At 59.4% G+C, this 14,787-nt stretch carries 14 protein-coding genes; 4 read left to right on the forward strand and 10 right to left on the reverse strand.

What is annotated here, in order from left to right; genetic code table 11:
* Positions 1-328 precede the first annotated feature (328 nt).
* Positions 329-1,909 (forward strand): peptidoglycan DD-metalloendopeptidase family protein, encoded by a 1,581-nt coding sequence (locus ACIQT8_RS01640; RefSeq protein WP_400964334.1) that lies wholly within the window; start codon positions 329-331, stop codon positions 1,907-1,909.
* A 107-nt stretch (positions 1,910-2,016) separates the two neighbouring features.
* Here ACIQT8_RS01640 and mobB read toward each other — a convergent pair whose 3' ends face one another.
* From mobB to moaA, 5 genes are all read right to left on the reverse strand, one after another.
* Positions 2,017-2,532, reverse strand: coding sequence for a molybdopterin-guanine dinucleotide biosynthesis protein B (gene mobB, locus ACIQT8_RS01645; protein ID WP_138793188.1), 516 nt, complete (start codon positions 2,530-2,532; stop codon positions 2,017-2,019).
* Positions 2,529-3,158, reverse strand: coding sequence for a molybdenum cofactor guanylyltransferase MobA (mobA, locus tag ACIQT8_RS01650; RefSeq protein ID WP_138793187.1), 630 nt, complete (start codon positions 3,156-3,158; stop codon positions 2,529-2,531). Before mobA ends, mobB begins: the two co-directional genes overlap by 4 nt.
* The gene (locus ACIQT8_RS01655) at positions 3,145-4,356 is read right to left on the reverse strand and encodes a multidrug effflux MFS transporter (protein ID WP_400962723.1); all 1,212 of its coding nucleotides are present in this window, start codon (positions 4,354-4,356) and stop codon (positions 3,145-3,147) included. Before ACIQT8_RS01655 ends, mobA begins: the two co-directional genes overlap by 14 nt.
* A gap of 1 nt (position 4,357) precedes the next feature.
* The gene (locus ACIQT8_RS01660; protein WP_262522602.1) at positions 4,358-5,341 is read right to left on the reverse strand and encodes a DMT family transporter; all 984 of its coding nucleotides are present in this window, start codon (positions 5,339-5,341) and stop codon (positions 4,358-4,360) included.
* Between the two features lie 172 nt (positions 5,342-5,513).
* Positions 5,514-6,503: a GTP 3',8-cyclase MoaA gene (moaA, locus tag ACIQT8_RS01665; RefSeq protein ID WP_400964335.1), complete on the reverse strand. Its 990-nt coding sequence runs from the start codon at positions 6,501-6,503 to the stop codon at positions 5,514-5,516.
* A gap of 185 nt (positions 6,504-6,688) precedes the next feature.
* Here moaA and ACIQT8_RS01670 point away from each other — a divergent pair, with 185 nt between their 5' ends.
* From ACIQT8_RS01670 to ACIQT8_RS01680, 3 genes are all read left to right on the forward strand, one after another.
* The gene (locus ACIQT8_RS01670; protein WP_400962727.1) at positions 6,689-7,042 is read left to right on the forward strand and encodes a gamma-butyrobetaine hydroxylase-like domain-containing protein; all 354 of its coding nucleotides are present in this window, start codon (positions 6,689-6,691) and stop codon (positions 7,040-7,042) included.
* A 152-nt stretch (positions 7,043-7,194) separates the two neighbouring features.
* Entirely contained in the window at positions 7,195-9,006 is a 1,812-nt protein-coding gene (locus ACIQT8_RS01675) for a monovalent cation:proton antiporter-2 (CPA2) family protein (RefSeq protein WP_138793182.1), read from the forward strand.
* A gap of 58 nt (positions 9,007-9,064) precedes the next feature.
* A complete protein-coding gene (locus tag ACIQT8_RS01680) occupies positions 9,065-9,685 on the forward strand; it encodes a pyridoxamine 5'-phosphate oxidase family protein (RefSeq protein ID WP_262522601.1) in 621 nt (206 codons plus the stop codon).
* Positions 9,686-9,767: 82 nt separating this feature from the next.
* Here the strand turns inward: ACIQT8_RS01680 and ACIQT8_RS01685 are convergent, their stop codons facing one another.
* The 5 genes from ACIQT8_RS01685 to trpD form a co-directional block, all read right to left on the reverse strand.
* Positions 9,768-10,838 carry a GGDEF domain-containing protein gene (locus tag ACIQT8_RS01685; RefSeq protein ID WP_138793180.1) on the reverse strand — a complete coding sequence of 357 codons (1,071 nt, stop codon included), beginning with the start codon at positions 10,836-10,838 and terminating at the stop codon, positions 9,768-9,770.
* A gap of 380 nt (positions 10,839-11,218) precedes the next feature.
* The gene (glp, locus tag ACIQT8_RS01690) at positions 11,219-12,445 is read right to left on the reverse strand and encodes a gephyrin-like molybdotransferase Glp (RefSeq protein WP_400962731.1); all 1,227 of its coding nucleotides are present in this window, start codon (positions 12,443-12,445) and stop codon (positions 11,219-11,221) included.
* Entirely contained in the window at positions 12,445-12,936 is a 492-nt protein-coding gene (gene moaC / locus ACIQT8_RS01695; RefSeq protein WP_400962734.1) for a cyclic pyranopterin monophosphate synthase MoaC, read from the reverse strand. Before moaC ends, glp begins: the two co-directional genes overlap by 1 nt.
* Entirely contained in the window at positions 12,933-13,748 is an 816-nt protein-coding gene (trpC, locus tag ACIQT8_RS01700; RefSeq protein WP_400962736.1) for an indole-3-glycerol phosphate synthase TrpC, read from the reverse strand. Before trpC ends, moaC begins: the two co-directional genes overlap by 4 nt.
* Positions 13,749-13,758: 10 nt before the next feature.
* Positions 13,759-14,772, reverse strand: a complete 1,014-nt coding sequence (gene trpD / locus ACIQT8_RS01705) for an anthranilate phosphoribosyltransferase (protein WP_262522597.1) — start codon at positions 14,770-14,772, stop codon at positions 13,759-13,761.
* Positions 14,773-14,787 lie beyond the last annotated feature (15 nt).

The following is a 14,787-nucleotide window of genomic DNA, read 5'->3' on the forward strand; positions in this document are numbered from 1 at the left end:
CGAAGACGGTCCATGTCTGTCTTCGAATGTGCTGATTTACCGCAAGCTTCTGATTTTCAATCATATTGTTGTTTCTTCGTGGCACATGTCGTGTTCGACATGGTTATCGAAGTGTCAAAAAAGCGCCAAACGGCTTAACGTTTTAACGGCGTGGTAACACTAACGCGCTTTAATCATCTCCATAGACGCATGGCTTTCCTGTTCAGGAAAGATGCCTTGCAAAGAATGAAGTTGCGCCGGATCGATCGTGATGCGGCGGGTTGGCGTCAGTGTAGATCGAGTCATGCGTATGAGTAATTCGTCTCAAATCGGAAAATCAGTCGCAAAAATGTTCGCAGCGGCATTGCTGGCAAGCGTCGCAACGGGCTGTAGCTCGGATGCATCGCGGTTCAGCGGCCTCTTCTCCAGTGGACCGGACCAGATGACGACGGCATCTATCCCTAACCGACAAGGCGCAGGTGCGTACGGGCAGGTTCCCGTGCCGCAGGGCGACATGAATGGCGGTTATGCTTCGGCTCCGCAGGGTGGTTATGCCAACCAGAACATGGCCTCCAATTCGGGCATGGGTGGTCAGGCCTATCCGCAGTCCGGCGGTTATGGTGGTGGCGTTCAGCCGTCGATGGCCCGTTCGGCCTCCGCATCGCCGGTCCAGCGTTCGGAACTCTCCGCGCCTGGTGCTCCTGCGAGCCGCGAACCTTCAACCCGCAGCGAAGCGATGGCGCAGCCGTTCCCGTCGGCTGCTCCCAAGGCCGCCCAAACTCTGGCGCCGCCAACCCAGCAGGCTGCGGTACGTCCCGATAACATCACCACGTCCACCATCAAGGCGGACAATAACGGCTGGCACACGGATGGTGCATCGTCGGTGACCCTGCGTGCCGGTGAAAACATCAAGACGCTTTCCAACCGCTACGGCGTTCCGGAAAAGGAACTGCTGCGCGTCAACGGTCTGAAGAGCGCTTCGGCAGTACAGCCTGGTCAGTCGATCCTCATTCCGAAGTTCGGCCAGTCCCGCAATCCGGCCAAGGCCGCTGCTGACAACATCGCGCTGAACGGTAATGGCGATCAGCCGACGCCGCTTCGTACGCCGGATCAGAACGTTGCCGTTCTGCCGTCGCAGGGCGCCGCCCGTGACAAGGTTTCTGCTGAAAACGGCAAGCTGACACCTCCGGGTGGCAAGCCGCTGCCTCCAACTGGCGGCTACAAGGTTCAGCCGGGCGACAGCCTCGCCAAGATCGCCCGTGAAAACGGTGTTTCGGTTGCAGCGCTCAAGGCTGCTAACGGCATTTCGAATGAAAACATCCGCGTCGGACAGACCTTGACCATGCCGGGTGCCGCGACTGACTCGATCAAGACGGCATCGGTTCCTGCCAAGGAAGCCGCACCTGCCAAGCCGGTCGAAACCGCATCTGCCAAGCCTGAGCCCTACAAGGCACCGGCTGCTGCTGCCGCACCTTCGGCTCCGGCTGCTTCGGCAAGTGTCGCCGACATTGAGAAGAAAACCGACGTTGCCTCCATCGCTCCGGAATCCACCGGCATCGGCAAGTATCGCTGGCCCGTCCGTGGCGCCGTCATCAACAGCTTCGGCGACAACGTCGATGGCAGCCGCAACGATGGTATCAATATCTCGGTTCCCGAGGGTACGCCGATCAAGGCAGCCGAAAACGGTGTGGTTATCTACGCTGGGAACGGTCTGAAACAGCTCGGCAACACCGTTCTGGTTCGCCATGACGACGGTAAGGTCACCGTTTACGGCAATGCCGCCAATCTGGACGTTCAGCGCGGTCAGAAGGTCCAGCGTGGCCAGACAATCGCCACCTCCGGCATGACCGGCAGTGCAAAGCGTCCGCAGGTTCACTTCGAGGTTCGCAAGGATGCGACGCCTGTGAACCCATCAGGTTTCCTTGAATAGGTATTGCGTCTCAAGGAATGAAGAAGCCGGGTCAAAAGCCCGGCTTTTTCATTTTGTGGCATCTTGTTTTGTCGAATGGCGGGTGGCGGAAATCGTCCGAACCAAGTTCATGGCCTGACAAGGCCGACCGTCTTTTCGATGAAGTCGGCTATCGTGTTCGTGTCGTCGAGATCGAAGGCGGGAAGCGCGCTATCGGTGACCGGATGGTCGGCGGCAATGGCGATGATGTGCGGATCGGTCGGTGCCAAAGGCTCAGACTTGGCCGCTTCCAGACGCCGGGCCTCGATCTTGGGCACCGGCTCGTATTTGTATCCTTCGATCAACACCAGATCGCATGGCTCGATCCGTGCGAGTATGTCTTCGAAAGAGGGTTCTGGCCCACCGCGCAGCTCATGCATGATGGCGAAACGCGTGCCGGAGACGATGGTGACCTCATGCGCCCCGGCCTGCCGGTGTCGCCAGCTATCGGCACCGACCTTATCGATATCGAAATCATGATGGGCGTGCTTGATCGTCGAAACCTTGTAGCCTCGGGCGGTGAGTTCGCTGACAATGCGCACTGCAAGTCCGGTTTTTCCGGAGTTCTTCCAGCCGGCGATGCCGAAGACTTTTTGTCCGCTCACTGTTCCATGCTCTCGAGATAGGTCCGGGCGAGGGCAAGTTCATCCGGCGTGTTGATGTTGAAGAAGGGATCGATACTGCCATTCACCGTTTCAAGCGGTGGGAAGGATACGCCGATCGTCACATGGCGGGCAAGATAGGCGCGGATGCGCCGGTTCTTCTCATCCTGCAGCCATTCTTCCAGATCGTCTGCCAGCGCAACCGGCCAAAGGGCGAAGACCGGGTGAACCTGACCGCCGGAGGCGGCGATGACGATCTCGTTGTCGCTGGTAACATGTTCTGCGAGGCGGTTTGCCAGATCCTGCGGGAAGAACGGGCTGTCGGCGGGCGCGGTGAGAAAATGGCTCTTGCCGGTTGCAGCAGCCTTGAAATAGCGCATTCCGGCCAGAACACCCGCCAGTGGGCCGGCGTGGCCGGTGATCGTATCCGGGAGCACCGGCTTTCCGAACTGGTCTGCCCAACCATTTGCGGCGTTGACCGCGACGTCCGAGACCTGCGGTGTCATGCGTCGCAACACATGCGCCAGCAGCGGCTCGCTCCCAAGCATGACGGTCGCCTTGTTGGCGCCCATGCGTCTGGAAAGTCCGCCAGCGAGAACAAGACCGGGAAAACGTTCAGCTACGGACATTGTGTTTCTTTTCCCCAACGCGGATGAACCAGGTGGTTATGAATGCGATGATGCCGGTTACCAGCATCACCAGAAGCAGCGGCCATGTGCCGGCTTCCTCCGACAGGACTGCCGAGGCAAGGACCGAAAGTGCGGCTCCGCCGCCAATCGTCATGGCGCCGCCGAGGCCGGAGGCGGAACCGGCAAGATGCGGCTGGACGCTGACCATGCCGGCATTGGCGCTGGGTAATGTCACGCCATTTCCGACGCCGATCAGCGCCAGCGGTACGAAGAAAACATACGCGCTGTGAATGCCGATGCCGGTCAGTGCTATTGCGGCCAGAATGCCGGCGAGACCGATGACATTGCCCGACAGCATCATGATGGTGATGCCGATACGGCTGGCGTAGCGGCCGGAAATGAAGTTTCCGATCATATAGCCTGTTGCCATGAAGAAGAATTGCAGACCGAGCATGGCCGGTGAGAGGCCGTAAATCACGCTGCCAACGAAGGGGGCGCCGCCGAGAAAGGAAAAGAACATACCCGACGAGAAGGTCGATGTCAGTGCATAACCCCAGAAAAGCGGGGAGCGCAACAGCTCCGGCCAGGCATGGAACTGCTCGGAAAAACTGCTGGATTTGCTGTCGTTGGTCTCGCCAAGGTCGAACCAGGCCAGCGCTAGGATGACGACGCCGAGGATGGCGAGAAGCGCAAAACTGGCCTGCCAGCCGGAGACATCGTTGAGGATGCCGCCAATTGTCGGGCCGATCATCGGCACGACCGACATGCCCATGGTGATGTAGCCGATCATCGAGGCGGCCTGTTCCATCGGCACCATGTCCCTGACGATGGCGCGGGCCAGCACGAAAGCCGAGACGATGGCCGCCTGCGCAACACGACCGGCCATGAATACGCCTGTGGTGGTGGCAAACCCGCAGACCAGCGTGGCGAGGATCATGATGGCGATGCTGACGAGCATGACCGGGCGTCGGCCAAAACGGTCGGATAGGGGGCCTATAACGAGTTGCAGGCAGGCTGTGGCAGCGAGATAACCGGATACGGCAAACTGCATGACCGCGTAGTCGGTTTCAAAATAGACGGCCATGGCCGCAAGCGACGGCAGGAAGACGTTCATGCACAGCGCTGCGACGCCCGCGATGATGACCAGCGTGAGAATGTGGGGCGGTGTCGTCCTGTCCAGGAAACGGCCGGTATTCACGTCACTCTCCCGCTTCTTCCGCGCGCATGGATCTCGTTACGTGAGGTTCCGTAACGGAAGCCGGCCTGACGGTTGGCGGCTCGGTCGGTGTGACGGCCGAACGCTTGGCAAGTTGCGACCGGTTGCGCTTGCTTTCGCGGTAGAACGTATAAAGTCCTGAGCCGATGACGATGGCCGCTCCAACGATCGTCCAGGAGTCGATGCGTTCGTTGAAGAAGAAGATGCCGATCATGAAGCCCCAGAGGAGGCTGGTGTAACGGAATGGCGCCACGAAGGAGATTTCTCCGGTGCGCATGGCGACGATGATCGCCTGATAGCCGATCAGAACCAGCACCGCCGAACCGGCAAGGTGAGAAATTATCCAGCCATTCATCGGTTGCCAGCCGCCGAAAGGCTGAATGAGCAGGCCGCCCATCGCCATGTTTACGAATGCCGTGATAACAGTTACCGCAAGCGAGGGGACATCGGCATACATCTTGCGCGTCAGCAGATCGCGGGCGGCGGTGACGGCAAGCGATGCGACGACCAGCAATGCGCCGAAGGTGAAGCCATCCGGGCCGGGGCGCAGGATGACGAGGACGCCGAGAAAACCGACAATGATTGCCAGCCAGCGCCGCCAGCCAACCGGCTCGCGCAGGAACAGGGCCGCCCCAAGCGTCACCACCAGCGGCAGCGATTGCAGGATTGCCGAGGCATTGGAGAATTCGATGAGACCGAGTGCGGTCAGATAGAGGACGGCGGCTGTCACCTCGCAGAGACAGCGCAGGATGATGATTGGCCGCAACAGCGTCTTCAGCGGGCGCAAGGCGCCAAAATGACGTGCGGCAAAATAGACGAGGATCGCGGTCATGATGCCGCGAACGAACATGATCTGGCCGGTGTTGATGTAAGGGGTGACGGATTTCGTCAGCGCGTCGTTGGCTGTAAAGCTCGCCATCGCAACCGCCATAAGCAGGGCGCCGCGGGTGTTGTCCGTCAATGCCATTCCATCTTGTCCTAGACCATGCGCAGCCGTTCGTCGGTCTGGCTCAGCAGCGACATCTCACTGCAAAAAGGCCACGACTCCGCATTCCTCCACCGTTCAGACGTGACACGGTCCGGATGTCATTTCAACCGTTTATATCTGGGGGTCGCGAGAAAGAAGCGCCTGTTGGCGCCTAACCGCCGGTTACGCTCATGTGACGCGCAACAGCGGGGCGTTTATGGGTGCGATCGATGATGAAATCGTGCCCCTTGGGCTTGCGCAGGATGGCTTCATCAATCGCTCTGGAAAGATAGGCATCATCGTCGGAAGCCCGGAGTGCGGTGCGCAGGTCCGCGGCATCGTCCTGCCCGAGACACATATAGAGCGTGCCGGTGCAGGTCAGGCGAACGCGATTGCAGCTTTCGCAGAAATTATGCGTCATCGGCGTAATGAAACCGAGCCTGCCGCCGGTCTCGCTGACCGTGACGTAACGTGCCGGACCACCCGTCTGGTAATCGTTGTCGGTCAGGGTGAACAGTTGCTCGAGAGACGCCCTGAGTTCGGACAGCGGCAGATATCGGTCAGTGCGATCTTCCTCGATCTCGCCCATCGGCATGGTTTCGATCACAGTCAGGTCCATGCCGCGTGCATGCGCAAAGCGCATCAGTTCTGGAATTTCGGCCTCGTTGAAATCCTTCAACGCCACTGCGTTAAGCTTCACCTTGATGCCGGCGGAGAGCGCTGCGTCGAGCCCCTCCATGACACGACCGAGATCGCCCCAGCGGGTGATCTGGCGAAACTTGTCGGCGTCGAGCGTGTCGAGCGACACATTGATGCGCCTGACGCCGCAATCGGCGAGTTCGGCTGCGAATTTGGAAAGCTGCGAGCCGTTGGTGGTCAGCGTCAGTTCTTCAAGCGTGCCTGCATGGACGTGACGGCCGAGATTGCGCACCAGTTCCATGATGTTCTTGCGCACCAGCGGTTCGCCACCAGTGAGGCGCAGCTTTCGCACGCCGCGCGCCACGAAGACGGAACAGAGACGATCGAGCTCTTCCAGCGTCAGCAGATCCTTCTTGGGCAGGAAGGTCATGTGCTCTGCCATGCAATAGGTGCAGCGAAAGTCGCAACGGTCGGTTACGGAGACGCGCAGATAGGTGATCGCGCGCCCGAATGGGTCTACCATCGGTGCGGTTGTTTCCGTCAGGGACTGCGCTTTATCGAGCGATCCGAGGAAGCCGTTCACGTGTCCGTCTCCATTCGCCAAACGTGTTTAGAAAATCTCTTGGCGTTCATTAGGATGTAGTGCCTTGCCTATCGTTGGGCAAGCTCGTAATTCTCGCGCAAAAGCCACTGCTGCGGAAGTGAAAAATGAGTGATGTCTGGCCTATAGAACTGCGTGTGTCGAAAGACCGGAAGGAACTGACCGTCTCGTTCGATGACGGAACCGCCTTTCGGCTGAGCGCGGAAATGCTGCGCGTCCTTTCTCCGTCGGCGGAGGTGCAGGGACACGGGCCGGGGCAGAAGGTCACGGTTCCCGGCAAGCGCAACATCACCATTCGCGCCCTTTCGGCGACCGGAAACTACGCCGTCCGGATCGTTTTTGACGATGGCCACGACAGCGGCATCTTCACATGGAGATATCTGCGCGAACTCGGAGAGACGGGTGACGCACTGTTTCAGTCCTATGAACGGGAACTGGCGGAAAAAGGCTTGAGCCGGTAACGGCAATCCCGCTAGAACACATCAAGGGTGTTGAGAGAGGCATGCTTCGGGAAACCGGGGTCTTCGCCTCCTTTGCTCCGGACTTTCTTGAACTTTGACGGCAATTCGACGAGGGGCGACACCCTCGTCCTGCATTTGATACGGGGTGGCGCGTGGCGGTCGAAGCGAACGGAAATGATCTGGCTCAGGTGGTCGTGCTTTTGGCTGCCGGCGTTGTGGCCGCGCCGATTTTCAAGCGGATCGGACTTGGCTCGGTTCTCGGCTATCTTGCTGCCGGTCTTGTCGTGGGCCCCTATGGTCTCGGTTTCTTTTCCAATTCGCAGGCCATTCTCCACATCGCCGAACTTGGCGTGGTGATGTTCCTGTTCATCATCGGCCTTGAAATGCAGCCGTCACGGCTGTGGTCGATGCGCAAGGATATATTCGGGCTCGGCGCACTTCAGGTGCTCGTATGCATGGCCGGCCTGACGCTGATCGGCATCGCGCTTGGCTTTCCGATCATTCCATCCTTCGTTGCCGGAACGGGTTTCGTGCTGACGTCGACCGCGATCGTCATGCAGATGCTTCAGGAACGCAACAGCATGTCCAGTCTCAAGGGGCAGCGGATCATTGCGATCCTGCTGTTCGAGGATCTGGCCATCGTGCCGCTTCTGGCGCTGGTTGCCTTCCTTGGTTCAGGTGGGGAGGAGGTCACGGCCTCCGAGCGCTGGGTTTCGGTCGGTATTGCGCTTTCCGCCGTTGGAGCACTCATTCTGGCGGGCCGTTATCTTCTCAATCCGTTCTTCCGGCTTCTGGCTGCCTCCGGCGCGCGTGAGGTGATGACCGCGGCAGCGCTTCTGGTGGTGCTGGGATCGGCACTTCTGATGCAGGTCAGCGGCCTCTCCATGGCGATGGGTGCGTTTCTCGCCGGTGTTCTTCTTTCGGAATCCTCTTTCCGCCACCAGCTCGAGGCTGACATCGAGCCATTCCGCGGCATTCTGCTCGGGCTGTTTTTTCTCGGCGTCGGCATGGCGATCGATATCGGCGTGATCGGTGCGAACTGGCAGCTCGTTGTGGTCAGCGTTGCCGGTTACATGTTGCTGAAGGCGTTCCTGATTTACGGCGTTGCGCGTGCGCTTGGCACGACGCGCCGCGAAAGCCTGGAGCGGGCGGTACTGATGGCGCAGGGCGGCGAATTTGCATTCGTGCTCTATTCGGCGGCTGTCAACGCCGGCGTACTCGACCGCGAATCCAATGCCATCCTGACGGCAACGATCATCATCTCCATGGTGCTGACGCCGCTAATGGTCATCCTGCATGACCGTATCGTTCCCAAGGCTGCTCCCAATACCGACGACCTCGATATGCCGGAAAATGTCGAAGGCAGCATCCTGCTGATTGGCTTTGGCCGCTTCGGCCAGATTGTCAGCCAGCCGCTTCTGGCGCGCGGTTACACATTGTCGCTGATCGACAGGGACGCCGATTTCGTCCGTGATGCGGCGGAGTTCGGTTTCAAGGTCTATTATGGCGATGGTTCGCGGGCGGAAATTCTGCATGCTGCCGGCGCCGGAACGGCGCGTGCCGTGCTGATCTGTGTCGACGACAAGGAAGCGGCGATTCGTATCGCCGAAATCGTCAAGCACGAGTTCCCGCTAATTCCTGTTCTGGCCCGCGCCTTCGACCGTGGCCATGCCATCGATCTGCTGAAGGCCGGGGTGGACTACCAGATCCGCGAAACACTGGAATCGGCGCTGATTTTCAGCGGTGAGGTGTTGACTGCCATGGGCGAGGACCAGGAGGATGCGGTGCGTCTCGTCGAGGAGTTCCGCGACAGGGACGCGGAGCGCTTTGCGATGGAAATCGTTGGCGGTATCTATGCCGGGCGTTCGCTGATCCGTGGCAATGCCCAACCTGCCGATCTCGTTGCCGCCCGCACTGCGCGCGAGCGTGCCGAACGGGAAAAGGTGGAGCAGGACGAGGAGTAAGCGGGCTGTTGTTCTCCTGAAGGGGGCATGGTCTGATGTCGATGAGGGAAGAGGGCAGATGACGATTATTCGTAGCGTCGAGGAATTGAAGGCCATCTATGACGGCGTGACCGAAGCATCGGTTGCCAAGGTAACGAGCGCGCTGACCGCCGAATATCGGCAGATGATCGAGGCATCGCCCTTTGTGGCTTTGGCGACGGTTGGACCCGAAGGTATGGATTGTTCACCGCGCGGTGACAGGCCGCAGGCTGGCGACGGTGTCGTGCGCATCGGCGACGAAACGACACTGCTGCTTCCCGACTGGCGCGGCAACAACCGCGTCGACTCGCTGATGAACATCGTGCGTGATCCGCGTGTGGCGCTGATGTTCCTGATCCCCGGTTCCAATACGACGATGCGGGTCAATGGTACGGCTGTGGTTTCCGTCGATCCCGACCTGCTGCAGAGTTTCGAGATGGATGGCAAGCATCCACGCACCGTGATCGTCATCACCATTGGCGAGGTTTATTTCCAGTGTGCGCGTGCGCTCATGCGCTCCGAACTGTGGAACCCCGAACATTTTGTTGATCCGGCCTCGTTGCCAACGCCCGGCACCTTGCTGAAGGCCGCAAAGGCAAGCTTCGATCAGGAAACCTATGATCGGGAATGGCCGGTGCGCGCCGCAAAAACGATGTGGTGACATCGTGGAAGTGGTGACGCCAAAATAGAGAAAAGGCCGCTTTCGCGGCCTTTTTTAATCAGCTCTTTCGGTTTTTCAGCCTTTATTTCTTGTAGATCAGCCAGTTCTTGCCGACGTAGTTCTTCTGCATGCCCTCTTCAAAAAAGACGGTGCGATTACGGCCGGTTTCCTTGGCATGGTAGAGGGCCGTATCGGCATGGGCGTAGAGCTCGCCTGGATTGTCCGCCTGGGCAGCAGACGCGAAGCCGATCGAAATCGTCACCGGGCCGTAATCGATACCCGACTTGGAGTGACGGAATGGCGTGCTTTCCAGCGCAAGGCGGATGCGTTCGCAGGCCACCATGACTTCTTCAGGCGTATTGCCATCCAGAATGATGGCGAATTCCTCGCCGCCGCTTCTGGCAACAAAACCATCCTTGCGCACATTGGCGCGAATGACGGAAGCGACAGTTGCCAGGATCTTGTCACCAACCGGATGACCAAAGGTGTCGTTGATCTTCTTGAAGTGGTCGATATCCAGCAGGGCGAGCGTCGTGTAGTTCAGTCCGAGAGAGCTGTCATAGATGCTGGCAAGCCGGTCGTCGAAAGCACGACGGTTGGAAAGCCGTGTCAGGGAGTCGGTGTTGGCGATGCGCTTATATTCGTCCAGTTCCAGACGAACCTGATGCATTTCCTCCGCATGGCGGTTGACGTCGTTGACTGCCTTTTCGCCATCGACAAGCTTTGTTCCTGTGGCCTCTGCCAGAAGGGCAATGGCGTTTTTCAGGATGTTGGTGCTGGTCGCGTTCTTGTCATCGATGCGCTGGCGCGTCTCGCCGAGAATTCTGTTGTAGTTCTCGATCGAGGATTGTTCGCGACGCAGCGTGTTCAACAGGGCTTCCAGCTCCTGGCGCACGCGCTCCTGCACGTCGTCGATCAGTCTGACAGCGCTGGTGTCGAAGTAGTGCGCGCATAGATCGTCCAGCTCTTCCTGCGTTGCCCGGCTGCCGAGTGCCGTGAGATCTCTCGTCAAGGCCGGGTTGGAGCCGATATAGGCTTCGTAGAAAAGCTGGTAGTTACGCGGAATTGGCGAAACGCCCATGCTGCGCATCGCATAGGTGATCTGCGCGGCGATATCAGGCCCCGTCGCCTTCGGCGTGGATACCGTGTTCATCAAGGAACTCCAGTGAGTCTGCTTACTTTAGAGATTATTGTTAGGAAACTTGTTTTGAAAAGCCTAATTTACAGCGAAGTAATTTTTGTTCACTGAATTTATCTTTCGGAATTTGTACTTATTTGACAACGTATAGGTTTTCAAATTTCTTTTCGTTCTTTGGTCGTTTTTCTTGATCATGCCGTCCGGCAGGTCGTCCGGTTGCAATTGTTCAACAATGCAAGTCTTGCCGTGGACGAAGCTTTGCGGTGGGAGCGCCCACTTACACCGGAACGACCGCATACAACAGAGTGTTCTTTGCGCCGATGATATTTTAAACGATATTATTGGGAAATTTCACCGGCGTTACTGTCGCAGGCAGGTGACATCGTCGGAATGTTTCAGACGTTTTGGGCCCGGAAGCGAATGATCGGGCATTGCGAACCTGCCGCAAGCTCAGGCGCATTGGGTGGACGAACGATCAGGCAGTCGGAATGAGCGAGGGTCTTCATCATCGACGAATCCTGCTTGGTGTAGGCTTCGGCAACTGTTTCCTGTCCATCATCGACGATTAGCCGGGCGCGAACATAGTCCTGACGGTGATCGTTTGCCTTGAGTGCGGTTGCGGTCGTCGCGAGGCCCATTCGCGGCATGGGGGCAAGACGGGCGATCTTGCGGACCAGCGGCTCCAGGAACAGCAGGCTGCAGACAAGGCTTGCCACGGGATTTCCCGGCATGCCGAGAACCTGCATGTCGCCGATCGCCCCCACCATCAACGGCTTTCCGGGCCGCATGGCAATGCGCCAGAAATCGAGCTGCATGCCTTCGGCCTTCAAGGCGGCCTGCACAAGATCGTGGTCGCCGACGGATGCGCCGCCAAGTGTCACGAGAACATCCGCCCTGGCAGCGATTGCCTTGCTGATTGCCGCACGGATCAAGGTATCGTCATCAGGAATGATGCCGAGATCGAGAACGTCCGCGCCTGCATTTTTGGCGAGGGCCGAGACACCGAATGTGTTCGAGGCGATGATCTGGGCCGGGTTCGGGCTGCTTCCGGGCGGCAACAGCTCGTCGCCGGTGGCTAGGATGGCGATCAGCGGCTTGCGGTAGACGGCAAGTTTCGCGTGGTTCATTGCCGCCGCAACTGTCAGTGCGGTAAAATCGAGCTGACGCCCGGCTGCAAGAACGGTTTCACCTTCGGCAAAATCCTGCCCGCGCGGGCGAATATGTTGTCCGACCCTGACTTCGAACGTTGTTCGAATCCTGTTCTCGTCGAGACGGTCGGCGTCTTCCTGAATGAGAATGGCGTCTGCACCTTTCGGCACGGGCGCGCCGGTGAAGATGCGGACGGCTTCGCCATGGCCGAGCGTTCCCTCAAATGCATGTCCGGCGGCAGCCTGGCCAATGACGGTCAGAACGGAGCCGATGACCGGGGCATCAGCGGCGCTGAGCGCATAACCGTCCATGGCCGACGCATCGAAAGGTGGCTGGGTGAGAAGGGCAGGCAGATCGGCAGCCAGAACTCGACCGTCGCACGCCGACAGCGGCAGCAACTCGCTTTCCGTAACGGGAGCCGCCGCATCCAGAAGGCGGGCCTTGGCATCGTCAACGGGCAGCAGCGGTTTCATCAGGGTTCCTCGCGCCGGAAATCGCCGGATTTTCCGCCGCTTTTTTCAACGAGGCGAATGTTGATGATTTCCATCGCCTTGTCGGCGGCTTTCGCCATGTCATAGATCGTCAGGCAGGCGACGGAGACGGCAGTCAGCGCCTCCATCTCGACGCCGGTTTTTCCCGTCAGCTTTGCCATCGCCTCGACGCGCAGGCCGGGCAGGGCGCTGTCTTCGGTGATGTCTACCGCCACCTTGGTCAACATCAGCGGGTGGCACAACGGGATAAGACTGGCGGTCTGTTTGGCAGCCATGATGCCGGCCAGCCTTGCCGTACCAATGACATCACCTTTCTTGGCGTTGCCTTCGCGGATCAGGGCAAGCGTTTCCGGCTTCATTTTTACGAAACCTTCGGCGATGGCGACACGGACCGTATCGGCCTTGTCGCCAACGTCGATCATATGCGCCTCGCCGGACGCATCGATATGGGTCAGCTTGCCGTCGCCGCTCATTCTGCGGCCAGAACGCCGGTCTTGCCTGTCAGCAACGCCACGGTTGCCGCCGTCACGTCGTCCTTGCGCATCAGGCTCTCGCCAACCAGGAAAGTGCTGATGCCGCTCTTTTCGAGACGCTTGCAATCCTCGAAGGTAAAGATGCCGCTTTCACCCACCAAAAGCTTGTCGGCGGGCACGAGACCGGCCAGCTTCTCGCTGGTTTCGAGGCTGACCTCGAAGGTGCGCAGATTGCGGTTGTTGATGCCAAGCAGCGGCGAGGACAGCTTCAGTGCCCGTTCGGTTTCCTCGGCGTCGTGCACTTCCACCAGCACATCCATGCCGAGCGCGAGGGCTTCTTCTTCAAGGCGTTTCGCGTCATCGTCCGAAAGTGAGGCCATGATCAGCAGAATGCAGTCGGCGCCCCAGGCGCGTGCTTCATGCACCTGGTAGGTGTCGAACATGAAATCCTTGCGCAGTGCCGGCAACGCGCAGGCATTGCGTGCCGCGGTCAGGAATTCCGGTGCACCCTGAAAGCTTGGCGTATCGGTCAGGACCGAGAGACAGGCAGCACCACCAGCTTCATAGGCCGCGGCGAGCGCCGGCGGGTTGAAGTCTGGACGGATCAGGCCCTTGGACGGGCTTGCCTTCTTGATCTCGGCAATCAGCCCGAACTTGCCTTCCGCCTGCTTTGCCCACAACGCCTTGTAAAAACCGCGCGGTGCGGTCTGGTCTGCGGCCATCGCCTTCAGTTCCGCAAGCGGCACCTTTGCCTTGGCAGCGGCGATTTCTTCCAGCTTGTAAGCTTCGATCTTCTTCAGAATGTCGCTCATGGTGCGGCTCTCATTCCTCGTTGGAAACGGCGACCAGGCGGTCGAGTGCGGCGGCAGCCTTGCCGTCATCGAGTGCAGCGGATGCGATCTTCATGGCATCGCCAAGCGTTTCCGCCTTGCCGGCGATCACCAGCGATGCGGCAGCGTTGCAGAGCGAAACGTCGCGATAGGCGTTGCGCTTGCCGGAGAGAACTTCGCGCAGGGCAGCCGCGTTGGCAATGCCGTCGCCGCCCTTCAGGTCGTCCATTTTCGCTACGTCGACACCGAAATCCTTCGGCGTCAGATCAAAGGTGCGGATCTTGCCGTTCTCCAGTGCTGCAACATGGGTGACACCTGTGGTGGTCACTTCATCCATGCCATCGCCGTGGACAACCCAGATGCTTTCCGAACCGAGGTCACGCAGCACTTCGGCCAGCGGCACCAGCCAACGGGGCGAGAAGACGCCGAGCAGCTGGCGTTTTGCGCCTGCCGGGTTGGACAGCGGGCCGAGCAGGTTGAACACCGTGCGTGTGCCAAGCTCGACGCGGGTCGGACCGACATGGCGCATGGCCGAGTGGTGAAGCTGCGCAAACATGAAGCCGAGACCGGCTTCGGCAATGCAGCGTGCAATCATGTCAGGGCCGATATCGAGCTTCACGCCGAGCGCGGAAAGCGCATCGGCCGTACCGGATTTCGAGCTGAGCGCCCGGTTGCCGTGCTTTGCCACCGGTACGCCCGTGCCGGCAACAATGATCGAAGCCAGGGTCGAGATGTTGTAGGTGCCGATGCCGTCGCCGCCCGTGCCGACGATATCGATGGCGTCCGCAGGTGCCTTGACCGGCAACATGCGCGCCCGCATCGATGACACCGCGCCGACAATTTCGTCGACCGTTTCACCGCGAACGCGCAGCGCCATCAGAAATGCGCCGATCTGCGACGGGGTGGCCTCACCGGACATCAGGATGTCGAAAGCCGCTCGCGATTCTTCGCGGTTGAGGCTTTCCCCGTTGGCGACCTTGGCAATCAGCGGCTTCAGTTCGGCCATGTGTTCAAGCCTCCC

Source organism: Agrobacterium sp. NPDC090273, from assembly GCF_044772305.1.
Lineage (GTDB): Bacteria > Pseudomonadota > Alphaproteobacteria > Rhizobiales > Rhizobiaceae > Agrobacterium.

What these genes read in the sequence shown, in the direction of transcription:
- ACIQT8_RS01640 (WP_400964334.1), top strand. Translation starts at nt 329, where the DNA reads ATGTTCGCAGCGGCATTGCTGGCAAGCGTCGCAACGGGCTGTAGCTCG.
- mobA (WP_138793187.1), bottom strand. Translation starts at nt 3,158, where the DNA reads ATGTCCGTAGCTGAACGTTTTCCCGGTCTTGTTCTCGCTGGCGGACTT.
- ACIQT8_RS01660 (WP_262522602.1), bottom strand. Translation starts at nt 5,341, where the DNA reads ATGGCATTGACGGACAACACCCGCGGCGCCCTGCTTATGGCGGTTGCG.
- moaA (WP_400964335.1), bottom strand. Translation starts at nt 6,503, where the DNA reads ATGGTAGACCCATTCGGGCGCGCGATCACCTATCTGCGCGTCTCCGTA.
- ACIQT8_RS01670 (WP_400962727.1), top strand. Translation starts at nt 6,689, where the DNA reads ATGAGTGATGTCTGGCCTATAGAACTGCGTGTGTCGAAAGACCGGAAG.
- ACIQT8_RS01680 (WP_262522601.1), top strand. Translation starts at nt 9,065, where the DNA reads ATGACGATTATTCGTAGCGTCGAGGAATTGAAGGCCATCTATGACGGC.
- ACIQT8_RS01685 (WP_138793180.1), bottom strand. Translation starts at nt 10,838, where the DNA reads ATGAACACGGTATCCACGCCGAAGGCGACGGGGCCTGATATCGCCGCG.
- glp (WP_400962731.1), bottom strand. Translation starts at nt 12,445, where the DNA reads ATGAAACCGCTGCTGCCCGTTGACGATGCCAAGGCCCGCCTTCTGGAT.
- moaC (WP_400962734.1), bottom strand. Translation starts at nt 12,936, where the DNA reads ATGAGCGGCGACGGCAAGCTGACCCATATCGATGCGTCCGGCGAGGCG.
- trpC (WP_400962736.1), bottom strand. Translation starts at nt 13,748, where the DNA reads ATGAGCGACATTCTGAAGAAGATCGAAGCTTACAAGCTGGAAGAAATC.
- trpD (WP_262522597.1), bottom strand. Translation starts at nt 14,772, where the DNA reads ATGGCCGAACTGAAGCCGCTGATTGCCAAGGTCGCCAACGGGGAAAGC.